Raw genomic sequence first — 13,582 nt, 5'->3', positions numbered from 1 at the left:
GGAGTAGTTTATTATGCAAAAAATTATCATTCATGGTGGCTGTGGAGCAAGAGAGGATAAAAATACTTCTTTTATTGAGTATCATAGTCATCTTTTACTTATAATTGAGAAAGCTTATGAATATTTGCAGCAAATTGATGACGCTAATAAAGCGGCAATATTTGCTGCAAAGCTTTTAGAGGATGATGAGATCTTTAATGCAGGAACTGGCTCAAGGGTCCAGCAGGATGGCCAAATTAGAATGTCTGCTTCGATAATGGATAGTAAGCAACAAAAATTTGCTGGGGTCATTAATATCCAAAATATAAAAAACCCAATAGAAGTTGCAAATAGACTGATGCAGCAGCACCATAGTGTTTTGGCAGCAGATCAAGCTACTGATTTTGCTCATAATATTATGGAATTACCTAAATATGACCCTATGACACATAAAAGATATAAAGAATATCTTGGGTCAAAAAAAGGATATACTGGTACTATAGGTGTAGTAGCTTTAGATTCTACAGGAAAAATTTGTGCCATAACATCTACAGGTGGGGCAGGATTTGAGTATCCGGGGCGTGTAGGAGATAGTCCAACAGTTGCTGGTAATTTTGCCACAAAAGAAATGGGTATTTCTTGTACAGGTATAGGTGAGCATATTGTTAATCAAGCTGTAGCAGCTAAAGTATGTACTCGTGTAAAAGATGGTATGAGCTTAAAAGAAGCTGTAGATAGATCTATTGCCGAAAGCAATAGTCTAGGTGATTATGTGGGATTAATAGCTATTGATAAAAAAGGTAATATCTGTTCAGGATCTACAGATATAGCTCAAACATTATACGCATATGCTGAAGAAGGACAATTTAAAACGTTTTATCAGTAAAATATTATAAAAAACTTATTGACTTAAAAGCATTTATATAGTTATAATATACGTCATTGGCCAGATAGCTCAGTCGGTAGAGCAGAGGACTGAAAATCCTCGTGTCGGCAGTTCGATTCTGCCTCTGGCCACCATTATTAAGTTATTGTCGGAGCATAGCGCAGTTTGGTAGCGCATCTGGTTTGGGACCAGAGGGTCGGGGGTTCAAATCCCTCTGCTCCGACCATTGTTTGATGCGTCCGTAGCTCATCTGGATAGAGCATCGGCCTTCTAAGCCGAGGGTAGCAGGTTCGAATCCTGCCGGACGTGCCATTACGAATATTGCAATTTGTAATGGTGGTTGTAGCTCAGTTGGTAGAGCCCCGGATTGTGATTCCGGTTGTCGTGGGTTCAAGTCCCATCAATCACCCCAGTTATTGCGGACGTGGCGAAATTGGTAGACGCACTGGATTTAGGTTCCAGCGGGTAACCGTGGGAGTTCGAGTCTCCCCGTCCGCACCACTGAATAATAAAATATAGTCTAAACTAGTCTAAAATCCACTATAAAATAAAGCTTTCAGTATGATTATTAGTTAAATATATTCTAATTTAGTCTATTTACATCTAATGCAAAGTGGTATACAAATTAGTTCTAAAAACTCTTGTATACCATATCAAGCTAAACAATGCAAAAATAAAGAATATATATTTAACCCGAAATATTTTCGGATTAGCTATATATGGTTTTGAAGGTTTTTTTAGTGGTGATTAATTGTTTTTTATCTTATCTAAGACTTTATTAAAAACTTTCTCAATAGATAAATTAGAAGTGTCAATAATTATAGCATCAGTAGCTGGCTTTAGAGGAGCAATTTTGCGATTTCTATCTTGAAAGTCTCTTTTTTCAATATCTGTTAAGATAGTTTCAAAATTAGGGTGTTGATTTTTTTCTTCTAACTCGGTAAATCTTCTTGTAGCTCTGACTTGCGAGCTGGCATCTAGGAAAAACTTATATTTTGCATTAGGAAAGACTATTGTTCCCATATCTCTGCCATCAGCTACTAATCCTTGTTCAGTAGCAAAATCACGCTGTTTATTTAATAAAACCTTTCTTACACTTGTGTATGCAGCTATCTTTGAAGCAAGCATGCCTATTTGCTCTGTACGAATTTCTTTAGAAACATCATCACCAGCTAGAATAATTTTTATCGAGTTAGAACCATTGTCTATTTCAAACCTAATATCTAAATTGTCAAGAGTCTTACAAACGTTTGTTTCACTAGTTAAATCTGTATTGTTATTAAAACAATGCAACGCTGCTAGTCTATAAATTGCACCACTATCTAAAAGTTTATAGTTTAAATGTTTTGCTAAAGCTTTAGCTAAAGTACCTTTGCCAACCCCACTAGGACCATCGATAGTGATAATTTTAGAGTTGTTCATTTTCAAACTCCTGCATGAATTTAGTCAATGCTTTTACATCTTCTAAAGATACTGCATTATATAAACTAGCTCTACAACCACCTACAAGACGATGACCTTCTAAACCATAGAATCCTTTATTACCTGCATCTAGAAGGAATTTTTTAGTTAATTCCTGTGTTGGTAACTGGAATATTACGTTCATGTTTGATCTATATATTGGTTTTATGTCATTTTTATAGATCTTAGAGTTATCAATTGTTGAATATAAAATTTTTGCTTTGGTATGATTGAATTTCTCTACTTCATTCAAATCTTGAAATTTATCTATCAAATACTCTAACATTAGCTCAAAAGTAACCCATGAAATTACAGAAGGAGTGTTATAAAGGGAGTTAGATTTTCTAGTAGTATCATAGTCAAATACTATAGGTATATTTTCTTTCTTTTTAATTAAAGAATTTTGTACAATAACTATCGTAAGGCCAGGAATACCAGCGTTTTTTTGTGCTCCAGCGTAAATCAATCCATAGTCTCTAATATTAATAGGTTTTGATAAAAAACTTGAAGACATGTCACATACTAGCTTAGTGTTACAAGATTTGGCTAATTGGTTTATTTGAAAGCCATCTACAGTTTCGTTGTCTGTATAATAAACATAATCATACATATTAGAAACGAAAGTTTCAGCTATGCTATTACCATATGTGACAGATTCCACATTTATAAATTTTTTAGCTTCTTTGGCTGCTTTTTCTGACCATTGACCACTACATATATAAAGGGCTTTATTGTACTTATCTGACAAATTCATAGGTATAGCAGTAAATTGAGCTGTTGCTCCTGCTTGCATAAGTAACATAGAGTAATCATCCGGTATATTTAATAAATACTTAAGTTTAGTTTGTATAGAATCATGAACCTCTTCAAAAGCTTTATCACGGTGAGAAATAGATAATAATGAAACACCAGTATTTTTATAGTTAGTCATCATTTTTTGTAATTTTTCAATGATACAAGTTGGTATTACAGCAGGACCTGCACAAAAATTTATTTTCATGGTAATAATAATCTTTAATTCCAAATTTAACTATATTTTATCAGACGTAATTGGTTTGATATAAGTAAAATATTAGTAAAGTTGAAAAGAAGAGCAGTTTTTATATTGTTGCTTAAGAAGTTGGGAATTATCAAAGTATATTTTTTCAAATTTACTAAATAAATCTTCAAAAATAATAACATTATTACCAGAATTGTATGAATTTATATAAGAAACTCTAATGTAGTACTGATTATTAGTCCTGTATACTCTAAAAGATAAATCAGCACCGTATCCTGGATTTGTTGTTAGTATCGTTTTTATCTTATCAGCTTTGCTAAGTAGGTAAGCAATATTGAACTTAATACCAGTATCATGTCCAACAAATAGAATATATTTAGGATATTTTTTGTTGTTTGGATTTGAGATGATTTGTTTTATATCAAAAATTATTTGACTAATTACAACAGCGCCATTAGAGTTAATTGAATTTTGTAAATAATCTTCTGTAAAACCAGCAAAACCATCTGATTGTGATGGAGTAGCAGAGTGATAGCTATTAAAATTAAATATATCTACTAAGGTATCTATATCTGAGTTTGTAAGGGCTTTATATGTCTTGAATATTGAGCAACCTGATTTTGAGCAATAATCTTTTAGCGGGATTAATTGTGCTGCAAATTTAGCGATTGGCTGTATGCATTTATAAGCCTGCTGTGGTGTAGAAACTGTAGTATCGCAGTAGTCATTTTTAGATATATAATTATTTTTAGCTAAAACTTCAGATAGATATCCTATTTTGCGCCATTCATCAAGCCATCCGGGTGCAGAATCAATATTTTTGATGTTTTTGTGCATACTTAACATTGGATCTTTAGCTTTAGGTATAATCTCGATAACATCTGAGTTTTTTATACGAGGGAACATTCCTAATAAAGCTGCTTGAGCACTAACGATATCTCTATTAGCACCACCAGCAACAATACAAATATCTTCGTGGTGATATTCACTGCCTAAAAGTTTATGATATTCTTTGCTAAAGTATTCGCCATTACACCTTTCCATCTCAAAGCCATATTGAGTTAACTGACCAGCTGGTATGTTATCTATATTCCATAGAGGAGGGTATTCTAGGTTTTGGTCATATTGTGTTGATGTGCGAGCGCCATGTCTGATAATATCCGCAGCAAATACCATATTTGCATTAGTTAATTGTAGTTGTTTGGGATAATATGAATCTTTTGCAAAGAGTGGTGCTATAGTTGTAAAGTATAGCACGCAGATAGCGATTTTTTTCATGACTAATCTTGTTGTAATGTTTACTATTTAAGCCAATCTTTAGGTTTAATATACTCGTAAATTTTAGCCTCTTCAGAGTCTTCTTCTGGATGCCAATTGTATTTCCAGGATGCCATTGGAGGCAGAGATGATAGTATAGATTCTGTTCTACCACCACTTTGTAAACCAAAAATAGTTCCTCTATCCAAAACTAGGTTAAATTCTACGTATCTACCACGGCGATAGAGTTGAAAATCTTTGTGTTGTTGAGAATACGATATATTTTTCCTTTTTTCCACAATAGGGATATATGCTTTTATATAAGCATTTGCACATTCAGTAACAAAATCATAACATTTTTCAAAAGATTCTTCATTTAAGTCATCAAAGAATAAACCACCCACACCGCGGCACTCATCACGGTGCTTTAGGTAAAAGTATTCGTCACACCATTTTTTAAATTCGGGATAATAGTTTTTATTGTGTTTGTCGCAAACATCTTTAGCAGTTTGATGCCAGTAGATAGCATCTTCTTCAAATGGATAATATGGTGTAAGGTCAAATCCACCACCAAACCACCAAATTGGATTATCTGTATCAGCTCCAGCAACAAATAGTCTAAAGTTAGCGTGAGAGGTTGGCACAAAAGGATTGCGTGGATGGATTACTAAAGATACTCCTGTAGCAATAAAAGACTTACCTGCTAAATCTTTACGTTTCTCTGTGGCAGATGGTGGCAGGGCTTCACCATGTACTTTTGAAAAAGCAACAACTCCTTTTTCAAGAATCTCACCACCTTCGATAATCATAGAGTCGCCATAACCTTTAAGTTTTTGTTCAGGAGTATCTGGTTTTTGCCATTTATCGCTAATGAATCTTTGATTATTAGTCTCACAGCTTTCTAAAGCACTAGTAATGTTGTTTTGAAGTTGTATTAGAAAGTTTTCAAATTTCTTGATTTTATCTTGCATAAGGACACCTCTTGTGATGAAACTTTTATTTGCTGCCAAATAAAAGTAAAGCTAAATTTGATGTGTTTAATTTTACCATTAGGAAATGAAATTGCTTACAAAAATAGCCTTTTATTTTAGCTAGGTTTTTTATGATTAAAACAAGTTGATATCAGCACATATAATTAGTACAATATGGTTTGCTCTTTGCTACATAAATTAATTTATGTAGCTTATCAGTGTAGGAAAAATTAATGATAAACCGTAAGGAGTTTATAAAAATGAAACATTATGAAATCGTGTTAATGATACACCCTGATCAATCTGATCAGTTACAAACTATGCTTGATAAATACCGTAGTATCATCGAAGAAAAAGGCGGTAAAATTCATAGGTTTGAAGACTGGGGACGTCGTCAATTAGCTTACCCTATAGAGAAACTTCATAAAGCACATTACATACTATTTAATATAGAGTGTGGGACTGAATCTCTAGATAAGCTTCAAGAAAATTTAAGATACAACGATGCTATATTACGCCGCCTAGTTATATCAAAAAAAGAAGCTGTTACAGAGTCATCAGTTATGATGCAAACTAGTGAAAAAGAAGTAATTTAAATAAGTTTATAGAGGTATTTAAAAATGAGTCGTCGTAAAGTTTGCCGTTTCAAAGTAGATGGCGTTAAAGAAATTGATTATAAAGATGTAAATAAGCTAAAAGCTTATATAACAGAAACTGGGAAAATAGTCCCAAGTCGTGTGACTGGTACATCAGCTAAGTATCAAAGACAATTATCTACAGCTATAAAGAGAGCTAGATTTTTAGCTTTGCTACCATACTGTGATCGTCATTTTAACTAGTACTGGGGATTGATACAATGCAAGTTATTTTAAAAGAAAAAGTGGAAAACCTAGGTGTATTAGGTGATATCGTAAATGTAAAGCCAGGTTATGCAAGAAACTTTCTTATCCCTTTTGGGAAAGCTGTACAAGCAACTAAAGCTAATATAGAAACGTTTGAGGCTCAAAAGGCTGAACTTGAGAAAGCAGAAAAAGCTAGATATGAAGCAGCCGTAGCTACTGCTGAAGCTATAAAGGATAAAAAATTCACTATAGCAGCTAAAGCAGGTGACGGTGGTAAATTATTTGGTTCAGTTGGTACTGCTGAAGTTGCAAAAGCGGTGTCTCAAGCAACTGGTAAAGAGATTGAAAAAAGCCAAGTTCGCATGCCTGAAGGCGTTATTAGAAGTATTGGAGAGTTCGATCTTACAATTCATGTGTATACAGATGTTGATGCTGATATAAAAGTAAATGTTGTAGCTTCTGAAAGTTAGTTTATAATAATACAACTAACACATTTTTTAAATCTGAATATATAAATATAAACCATGTGTTAGGCATGGTTTTTTTGTATTTATGAAAAAGGTTTTTTATTATAATCTATGACTAACCAATTTAAGCCTGCAGAAACAACTTATTCTTTAGAAGCTGAAAGAGCTATACTAGGAAATATTTTATTATATAACCGAAATATTGAACTAGTAGAAGATTTACTTTTAATAGAAGATTTTTTTGATAGAAGACATAAAATTATCTATAGTCAGTTAAACACTCTTAATCAATCAAACATACCTTTTGATGTGTTGATAGTAAGTGAATACTTAGCAACAGCAGGATTACTTGATGAAGCAGGCGGTGAAGGCTATATTATTGATTTAGCAACAAATACACCTTCTATTTCTAATATCAAAACTTATGCTAATATCGTTAAAGATAAAGCTAAATTGAGAAGTTTACAAAATAGTGTTAATGATATTATTCAAAAAATATATTCTGCAGAGTCAAAAAATCCTGACGAAGTGATTGATTACGCTGAAAGTAGAATTTTAGATGTTGCAAAAGAAAGAGACATCTTAACAAAAGGCCCTGAATCTATAAAAGATGTGATTCCAAAGCTTGTTGATAGAATGAGTGCAATAGTTGATTCTGGCACGGGTTTAACAGGAGCTTCTACAGGGTTTATAGATTTAGATAAAATGACTTCAGGGTTGCAACGAGCTAATTTAGGAATTATAGCTGCTCGACCATCTATGGGTAAAACAGTTTTAGGCATAAATATAGCTCAAAATATTGCTAAAGCTGCCCAAAAGCCAGTTTTAGTATTTAGTTTAGAAATGCCAGCGGAAGATATAGTCACAAGAATGTTAGCTAGCCAAGCTCGTGTTGAGATGAATTTGCTTAAAGAATGTAATAGGTTAAATGATGCTCATTGGGTTAAGATTACTACAGCTATGAAAAATCTAAGTGAAATGCCTTTGTATATAGACGACACTTCAACATTGACTCCAGCAGAAATGCGTTCACGAGCTCGTAGATTGTATAATGAGCATGGTGGTCTGTCTATGATTTTAATAGATTACTTACAGTTAATGAAAATTCCAGGTTATGAAACAAATAGGACTTTAGAAGTATCTGAGATTTCTCGTTCTTTGAAAGCTTTAGCTAAAGAATTAGATATTCCTGTAGTAGCATTATCACAATTAAATAGGGGGGTGGACGATCGTAAAGATAAACGCCCAATGATGTCTGATTTAAGAGAGTCTGGAGCTATTGAACAAGACGCTGATTTAATAATGTTTATTTACCGCGATGAAGTTTATAATAAAGATAAAGAAGATAATAAAAATATTGGTGAAATAATAATAGGTAAACAGCGTAATGGTCCTATAGGGACTGTACATGTGCGTTTTGATGGGCAATATGCTAGCTTTACAAATTTAACTAATGAGAACGACTATATTGTGCCTGGTGATATGGGATATAACGGCTAAATTCATATTATAGAAATTATTTAAAGAGAACTTTTATGCAACAAGATACTAAAGTTAATTTGCTGGGTTTAAATCAAAAGGCTATTGAGGATTTTTTTATATCAATAGGAGAAAAAAAATTTCATGCTAGACAAGTTTTTAAATGGATGCATAAAAAAGGAGTCATAGATTTTGATGCTATGACAGATTTAGGTAAAGGCTTACGAAATAAGCTAAAAAACTTATCATATGTGACAGTACCTAAAGTAGTTTTTAGTAAAGCTTCTAAGGATGGTACACATAAGTGGTTGATAGATGTTGGCGGTAGTGCAATCGAAACTGTATTTATACCAGAAGAAGGTAGAGGGACTCTTTGTGTATCTTCTCAGGTTGGTTGTACTTTAAATTGTAGTTTTTGTTCTACTGGTAAGCAAGGCTTTAACAGAAATTTGACAGTAGCGGAAATAATAGCTCAACTTTGGATAGCCGCTAGAACTTTATCTAAAAACAATGGTGAACATGATTTTACAGTTACAAACATTGTAATGATGGGCATGGGTGAGCCATTGATGAATTTTGAAAATGTCGTACCAGCTATGGATATTATGATGGACGACTTAGCTTATGGTTTATCGAAACGAAAAGTTACTCTTAGTACCTCAGGGGTTGTTCCTAGGATATATGATTTACTAGAGCAATCAGGGGTGTCATTGGCAGTTTCTTTACATGCTTCAAATAATAATTTACGTAATGAAATTGTACCTATAAATAAAAAATATGATATTGATGAATTATTGCAAGCTTGTAAATTATATGCAGAAAAGGGTCCTCATAAGCAAATAACTTTTGAATATACCTTAATGAATGAAATCAATGATAATTTAGATGATGCCCAAGAGCTAGTGGAACTATTAAAATCTCGAGAAGTTCCTGCTAAAATAAATTTAATTCCATTTAATCCATATCCAGGAACTATTTATAAAAAGCCTAGTAATAATAGAATTCATAAGTTTAAAGAATTTTTACAGCAAAATGGTTTTGTAACTACAATCCGTAAAACACGAGGTGATGATATAGATGCTGCATGTGGCCAACTTGCTGGTGATGTTATAGATAAAACTAGAAGAAAAGAGCGATATTTAAAAAAACTAGGAGATAATAACAGTGCAAGCTAATTTAAAGAAAGCTGTATTGGTAAGTCTACTAGGCATTTTGGGAGCATGTTCTACACAGTTGCAACCTAATAACTCTAGTTCTCAGCAAAATACTGTTCAGGATAACTTCAAAAAAGAGCCTCAGATAGTAGAAGGTAACGTTGCAAAATATACTATATCTACTAAAACGACAGAGCAAAAAGCTGATTATAAAAAAGCTATTAGTTTAAACGCTGAATTAGTTATCATCTACTCACACGACGGGTATTTAGATAGAGCTAAAGATAAGTTGGTTAAAGCTCAACAGTTAGCAAAGCAGCATGGTTATAGATTAGCGATAGTAGATTACGCAGCAGGTTACTATTATCAAACAATAGGTTCTAAGTCTATAGCTGAAAAATATTATAAAGATGCTATCAGTAATGAACCTAAAAATTTTGAAGCAATGAATTTCTATGCCCAATTTTTATGTCAAATGAAGGATAATTTTTCACAAGCAGAAAAGTTATTTGAGAAATCATTATACATGTCGGACAATAATGATATGGCACAGACGTTTTTCCTTTATTCTGAATGCTTGTATAAACAGGATAAGAAAAAAGATGCTCTAAGTTTTATGAAAAAAGCTGACAAATTTAAATCAAACTATTTAGGTGCTAAATTACGTTTGGCAGAGATGTACTTTGAGCAGGGACAATATAAAGAATGTTACAAAGTAATATACGAAATGAGAAGTAATGAAGAATTTTTTAATAATAAACGTGTATTAGAGCTGAGGTTAAAGTTAGCAGAATATGCAAATAATAAAAATGAAGCTGCTACAGTGAGGTTAATATTTTCATCGAAAGATTTCAATGATGATGATATGGATCAATTTTTCTCAGCTTCTGATGGTGGTATAGAATAATGACTAAAACTAATAATTTTAATGATAATAATCAAGAAAGACTTCAAAAAATACTTGCTAAACATGGTATAGGTTCTAGAAGGAAAATAGAGGAATTTATAGAGCAAGGCAGGGTTAGAGTAAATGGTAAAGTTGCTAAACTAGGTGATAAAGCATCAAGTACAGACAAAATAAGTTTTGATGGTAAAGCGTTGCATTTATATGGTCAACCAATGACAAGACCTAGAGTGATAATTTACCATAAACGTGAAGGGGAAGTTTGTACAACTAAAGATGAAAAAGATAGAAAGACAGTTTTTGATTCATTGCCTAAGTTAGCTGGATCTCGTTGGATAATGATAGGAAGATTGGATATAAATACTACAGGTCTACTGTTATTTACGACAGATGGAGATTTGGCAAACCGTTTAATGCATCCTTCTTATGAAATAGAGCGAGAATACGCCGTAAGAGTATTTGGACAGCAATTATCAGATGATGTATTAAGTAAGCTTAAAGAAGGTATACAACTAGAAGATGGCTTAGCTAAATTTAATAGTGTTAGATTTTCTGGGGGAGAGGGGGCTAACTTATGGTATTACGTGACTTTATCTGAAGGGCGAAACAGAGAGGTCAGACGTATGTTTGAAGCTGTCGGTGTTACAGTAAGTAGATTAACACGAGTTAGATTTGGTGATGTAGTATTGCCGAAATATGTGTCTCGTGGAAAAACATTAGAACTTTCACCTACAGAAGTAAACAACCTACGTAAATCCGTCAAACTTGAACCGTATAGCTATCCAAAAAAACTAGTTGAAAGATTAGAGAGATAATATGGATTTTGAAAAGGAGCTAAAAGAAGTCTTTGATATAGATATATGGAATTTAAAGGATAAATACAGCTCTAATAGTCAAAAGTCGAAACAAGAATTATCTACTGTAGCTACTATAGTAACAAAAAAAAGCTTTTTTGTAGATGCCAAACTAGATAACAAGCCTATATATTCTAATAATCTCGATAGTGACAGGGTGATAAATATCTATATTTCAGAAGAATTGAGTATTAACTTTTTAAAAAATGTGATTGAAAGTCTATTTTTTAAAACAAAGGTTAATATGTATAAGGTATCTAAAAGTTTAGGTCAACAAGCAGCAATTAATATTTATCAAAAAGACTTTATTTCAGATGAGTTTGAACTATTAAGTGTAGAGAGCAAAAAATATATTCTACAGAAACTATATCAGTATGCAGATTTTAGTCCTAGATGAAAGCTATTGTAATCAAGTTATTAACTTAATTCGTAAAACTGATAATTATATAAACTGGTCAGATAAACAAATATTTGAAAGTTTTAATAATAATGGTCTAGTTTTTGGGGTTTTGCAAGGTGATTATCTAAGGGCTGTAGCTATATTTAACTATATCCTTGATGTAGCAGAACTTTTGTATATTTGTGTAGATAAAAATAATCAATCAGCAGGTTTAGGGTACGAACTCCTAGGAACTGGTATTCAAGAGCTAAAGCTAAAAGGGATAAAAGAACTTTTCTTAGAAGTTGACGTAAAGAATTTTAAAGCTATAAAGCTATATGAAAAAATAGGTTTTAAGTGTATTTCTAGGCGTAAAAATTATTATGTTTATAAAGATGGAAATATTAGTGACGCTTTGATATATCAACTATGATATCTGGGATCCTTATATATGACAACTAGCTGTGACGCATCTAGTTTAGGTTTGTATAGCTTAATAATTATAAAAGTAGTATTATAACTGGAATAGCTTAAAATTAAACTATTATGTCGATTACGCGGTCAATCCTAATTGAGTGATGTACTATTTTTTTAGCGTGGTTAGCTATATAGTATGTGTATAGTTACACTATCTTGTGACAACAATAGTTATTGCTTTAAAATAGAATAAAAACTAAAATCTATACGTTTAGATTTAAAAAAATAAACTATAAGGAAATATGATGGCTACTCTAAACAAAAAGATTCAGAACGTTTCAGCTTCTCCAACAACTGCTATGGCAGCATTAGCAAAGCAAATTAAAGACCAGGGTCATGACGTTGTTTCTTTAGCTATAGGCGAGCCCGGATTTAGCACCCCAGATACTATTAAAGAAGCTGGAATAGAGGCTATAAATGCGAATATTACTAAGTATACTAATGTTGATGGATTAAAAGAGTTAAGAGAAGCAGTAGTTAAGCGCTATAAAAGACAATACGGTATCGATTTTAGTGCTGAGCAGGTGTGTATAACATCGGGTGCTAAACATAGTTTGCATAACATTTTCAACTGTATTTTAGAAGAGGGAGATGAGGCAATATTTTTTGCTCCATATTGGGTTTCTTATCCAGATATGATTGCATTAACAGGTGCAAAGCCAGTAGTTGTAAAAACTAAGTTTGAGGATAATTTTGAAATAGATGTTGATGAATTAGAAAAATATATAACAAGCAAAACTAAGGCAGTTATTATTAATTCACCAAATAATCCTACAGGGTTAATTTATACAAAAAAATGTATACAGGATCTAGCTAACTTGTTAAGAAAATACCCGAATATTTGGATTGTTGGTGATGATATCTATGATCAACTATATTTTACTCAAAGAATAACTTTAATTACAGAGGTTGCACCAGAGTTGGCAGATAGATATGTGATTGCTAGTGGTGTTTCTAAAAACTTTGCTATGACAGGTTGGCGTATTGGCTTCACTATAGCTCCAAAATTGCTAAATGATGCTATGAAAAAGTTCCAATCGCAATCAACTACATGTGCTTGTTCTATATCTCAATATGCAGCTATAGCAGCAATGAACATGCCGGTAGAAGATTTACAATATTTTGTTGAATCATATAAGCAAAAGGAGCAATTTATAACTAAATGTTTAAAAGAGATGCCTTATATTGATGTAAAAAATGCAGATGGTACTTTTTATTTATTTCCTGATATTCGGGATTTAATTAGACATACTAAGTTTAGTAGTGATATTGAGCTATGTAATGCTTTATTGGCAGAGGAGTATGTTGCGATGATGCCAGGTGTAGCTTTTGGTTTGGAAGGTTTTGCTAGAATCAGTTGTGCTAACGAAATGCCAGAACTAGAGAAAGCTATGGATAGGCTTAAGAAATTTATTATTAGACACGCATGTACCTAGTAGCTATTCGATAGTGTTTGATAACAAACTTACTAA

General features: G+C 32.6%; 15 protein-coding genes and 5 tRNA genes. 16 read left to right on the top strand and 4 right to left on the bottom strand.

What is annotated here, in order from left to right:
• Positions 1-13: 13 nt before the first annotated feature.
• The 6 genes from E3E15_RS04750 to E3E15_RS04725 all read left to right on the top strand — a co-directional run bounded on the left by E3E15_RS04750 (position 14) and on the right by E3E15_RS04725 (position 1,366).
• The gene (locus E3E15_RS04750) at positions 14-865 is read left to right on the top strand and encodes an isoaspartyl peptidase/L-asparaginase (RefSeq protein WP_172106777.1); all 852 of its coding nucleotides are present in this window, start codon (positions 14-16) and stop codon (positions 863-865) included.
• A 58-nt stretch (positions 866-923) separates the two neighbouring features.
• Positions 924-999, top strand: a tRNA-Phe gene (locus E3E15_RS04745).
• 15 nt (positions 1,000-1,014) lie between these two features.
• Positions 1,015-1,091, top strand: a tRNA-Pro gene (locus E3E15_RS04740).
• Positions 1,092-1,100: 9 nt separating this feature from the next.
• Positions 1,101-1,177, top strand: a tRNA-Arg gene (locus E3E15_RS04735).
• A gap of 24 nt (positions 1,178-1,201) precedes the next feature.
• Positions 1,202-1,277: transfer RNA gene (locus tag E3E15_RS04730), tRNA-His, on the top strand.
• A 6-nt stretch (positions 1,278-1,283) separates the two neighbouring features.
• Positions 1,284-1,366, top strand: a tRNA-Leu gene (locus E3E15_RS04725).
• 246 nt (positions 1,367-1,612) lie between these two features.
• On the opposite strand, the gene cmk is transcribed toward E3E15_RS04725, so the two are convergent.
• The 4 genes from cmk to hemF all read right to left on the bottom strand — a co-directional run bounded on the left by cmk (position 1,613) and on the right by hemF (position 5,554).
• Complete coding sequence (gene cmk / locus E3E15_RS04720) at positions 1,613-2,287, bottom strand: (d)CMP kinase (protein ID WP_172106775.1); 675 nt, start codon at positions 2,285-2,287, stop codon at positions 1,613-1,615.
• Positions 2,274-3,326 carry a 3-phosphoserine/phosphohydroxythreonine transaminase gene (serC, locus tag E3E15_RS04715; RefSeq protein WP_172106774.1) on the bottom strand — a complete coding sequence of 351 codons (1,053 nt, stop codon included), beginning with the start codon at positions 3,324-3,326 and terminating at the stop codon, positions 2,274-2,276. Before serC ends, cmk begins: the two co-directional genes overlap by 14 nt.
• 72 nt (positions 3,327-3,398) lie before the next feature.
• Positions 3,399-4,604 (bottom strand): histidine-type phosphatase, encoded by a 1,206-nt coding sequence (locus E3E15_RS04710; RefSeq protein ID WP_172106773.1) that lies wholly within the window; start codon positions 4,602-4,604, stop codon positions 3,399-3,401.
• Between the two features lie 23 nt (positions 4,605-4,627).
• Positions 4,628-5,554 carry an oxygen-dependent coproporphyrinogen oxidase gene (gene hemF, locus E3E15_RS04705; RefSeq protein ID WP_172106772.1) on the bottom strand — a complete coding sequence of 309 codons (927 nt, stop codon included), beginning with the start codon at positions 5,552-5,554 and terminating at the stop codon, positions 4,628-4,630.
• A gap of 260 nt (positions 5,555-5,814) precedes the next feature.
• Here hemF and rpsF point away from each other — a divergent pair, with 260 nt between their 5' ends.
• The 10 genes from rpsF (at position 5,815) to E3E15_RS04655 (ending at position 13,546) form a co-directional block, all read left to right on the top strand.
• The gene (gene rpsF / locus E3E15_RS04700; protein WP_133940300.1) at positions 5,815-6,150 is read left to right on the top strand and encodes a 30S ribosomal protein S6; all 336 of its coding nucleotides are present in this window, start codon (positions 5,815-5,817) and stop codon (positions 6,148-6,150) included.
• Between the two features lie 24 nt (positions 6,151-6,174).
• A complete protein-coding gene (gene rpsR / locus E3E15_RS04695; RefSeq protein ID WP_035719428.1) occupies positions 6,175-6,393 on the top strand; it encodes a 30S ribosomal protein S18 in 219 nt (72 codons plus the stop codon).
• 17 nt (positions 6,394-6,410) lie between these two features.
• Positions 6,411-6,866, top strand: coding sequence for a 50S ribosomal protein L9 (gene rplI / locus E3E15_RS04690; RefSeq protein ID WP_035719426.1), 456 nt, complete (start codon positions 6,411-6,413; stop codon positions 6,864-6,866).
• A gap of 108 nt (positions 6,867-6,974) precedes the next feature.
• Entirely contained in the window at positions 6,975-8,363 is a 1,389-nt protein-coding gene (gene dnaB, locus E3E15_RS04685) for a replicative DNA helicase (RefSeq protein ID WP_172106771.1), read from the top strand.
• 35 nt (positions 8,364-8,398) lie between these two features.
• Entirely contained in the window at positions 8,399-9,517 is a 1,119-nt protein-coding gene (rlmN, locus tag E3E15_RS04680; RefSeq protein ID WP_172106770.1) for a dual-specificity RNA methyltransferase RlmN, read from the top strand.
• Positions 9,507-10,403, top strand: a complete 897-nt coding sequence (locus tag E3E15_RS04675) for a CDC27 family protein (RefSeq protein WP_035719417.1) — start codon at positions 9,507-9,509, stop codon at positions 10,401-10,403. Before rlmN ends, E3E15_RS04675 begins: the two co-directional genes overlap by 11 nt.
• Entirely contained in the window at positions 10,403-11,215 is an 813-nt protein-coding gene (gene rluB / locus E3E15_RS04670; RefSeq protein WP_035719414.1) for a 23S rRNA pseudouridine(2605) synthase RluB, read from the top strand. Before E3E15_RS04675 ends, rluB begins: the two co-directional genes overlap by 1 nt.
• A gap of 1 nt (position 11,216) precedes the next feature.
• Positions 11,217-11,651 (top strand): chloroquine resistance protein, encoded by a 435-nt coding sequence (locus tag E3E15_RS04665; protein WP_172106769.1) that lies wholly within the window; start codon positions 11,217-11,219, stop codon positions 11,649-11,651.
• On the top strand, positions 11,629-12,066 hold the full coding sequence (locus E3E15_RS04660; RefSeq protein WP_172106768.1) for a GNAT family N-acetyltransferase: 438 nt from the start codon (positions 11,629-11,631) through the stop codon (positions 12,064-12,066). The genes E3E15_RS04665 and E3E15_RS04660 overlap by 23 nt, the downstream gene beginning before the upstream one ends.
• A 289-nt stretch (positions 12,067-12,355) precedes the next feature.
• Positions 12,356-13,546 (top strand): pyridoxal phosphate-dependent aminotransferase, encoded by a 1,191-nt coding sequence (locus E3E15_RS04655; RefSeq protein ID WP_035719407.1) that lies wholly within the window; start codon positions 12,356-12,358, stop codon positions 13,544-13,546.
• The last annotated feature ends 36 nt before the right edge of the window (positions 13,547-13,582 follow it).

The organism is Allofrancisella frigidaquae, from assembly GCF_012222825.1.
Classification (GTDB): Bacteria; Pseudomonadota; Gammaproteobacteria; order Francisellales; family Francisellaceae; genus Francisella; species Francisella frigidaquae.
This window is presented reverse-complemented; position numbering and strand designations above follow the sequence as displayed.

What these genes read in the sequence shown, in the direction of transcription:
- E3E15_RS04750 (WP_172106777.1), top strand. Translation starts at nt 14, where the DNA reads ATGCAAAAAATTATCATTCATGGTGGCTGTGGAGCAAGAGAGGATAAA.
- cmk (WP_172106775.1), bottom strand. Translation starts at nt 2,287, where the DNA reads ATGAACAACTCTAAAATTATCACTATCGATGGTCCTAGTGGGGTTGGC.
- serC (WP_172106774.1), bottom strand. Translation starts at nt 3,326, where the DNA reads ATGAAAATAAATTTTTGTGCAGGTCCTGCTGTAATACCAACTTGTATC.
- E3E15_RS04710 (WP_172106773.1), bottom strand. Translation starts at nt 4,604, where the DNA reads ATGAAAAAAATCGCTATCTGCGTGCTATACTTTACAACTATAGCACCA.
- hemF (WP_172106772.1), bottom strand. Translation starts at nt 5,554, where the DNA reads ATGCAAGATAAAATCAAGAAATTTGAAAACTTTCTAATACAACTTCAA.
- rpsF (WP_133940300.1), top strand. Translation starts at nt 5,815, where the DNA reads ATGAAACATTATGAAATCGTGTTAATGATACACCCTGATCAATCTGAT.
- rpsR (WP_035719428.1), top strand. Translation starts at nt 6,175, where the DNA reads ATGAGTCGTCGTAAAGTTTGCCGTTTCAAAGTAGATGGCGTTAAAGAA.
- rplI (WP_035719426.1), top strand. Translation starts at nt 6,411, where the DNA reads ATGCAAGTTATTTTAAAAGAAAAAGTGGAAAACCTAGGTGTATTAGGT.
- dnaB (WP_172106771.1), top strand. Translation starts at nt 6,975, where the DNA reads ATGACTAACCAATTTAAGCCTGCAGAAACAACTTATTCTTTAGAAGCT.
- rlmN (WP_172106770.1), top strand. Translation starts at nt 8,399, where the DNA reads ATGCAACAAGATACTAAAGTTAATTTGCTGGGTTTAAATCAAAAGGCT.
- rluB (WP_035719414.1), top strand. Translation starts at nt 10,403, where the DNA reads ATGACTAAAACTAATAATTTTAATGATAATAATCAAGAAAGACTTCAA.
- E3E15_RS04665 (WP_172106769.1), top strand. Translation starts at nt 11,217, where the DNA reads ATGGATTTTGAAAAGGAGCTAAAAGAAGTCTTTGATATAGATATATGG.
- E3E15_RS04660 (WP_172106768.1), top strand. Translation starts at nt 11,629, where the DNA reads ATGCAGATTTTAGTCCTAGATGAAAGCTATTGTAATCAAGTTATTAAC.
- E3E15_RS04655 (WP_035719407.1), top strand. Translation starts at nt 12,356, where the DNA reads ATGGCTACTCTAAACAAAAAGATTCAGAACGTTTCAGCTTCTCCAACA.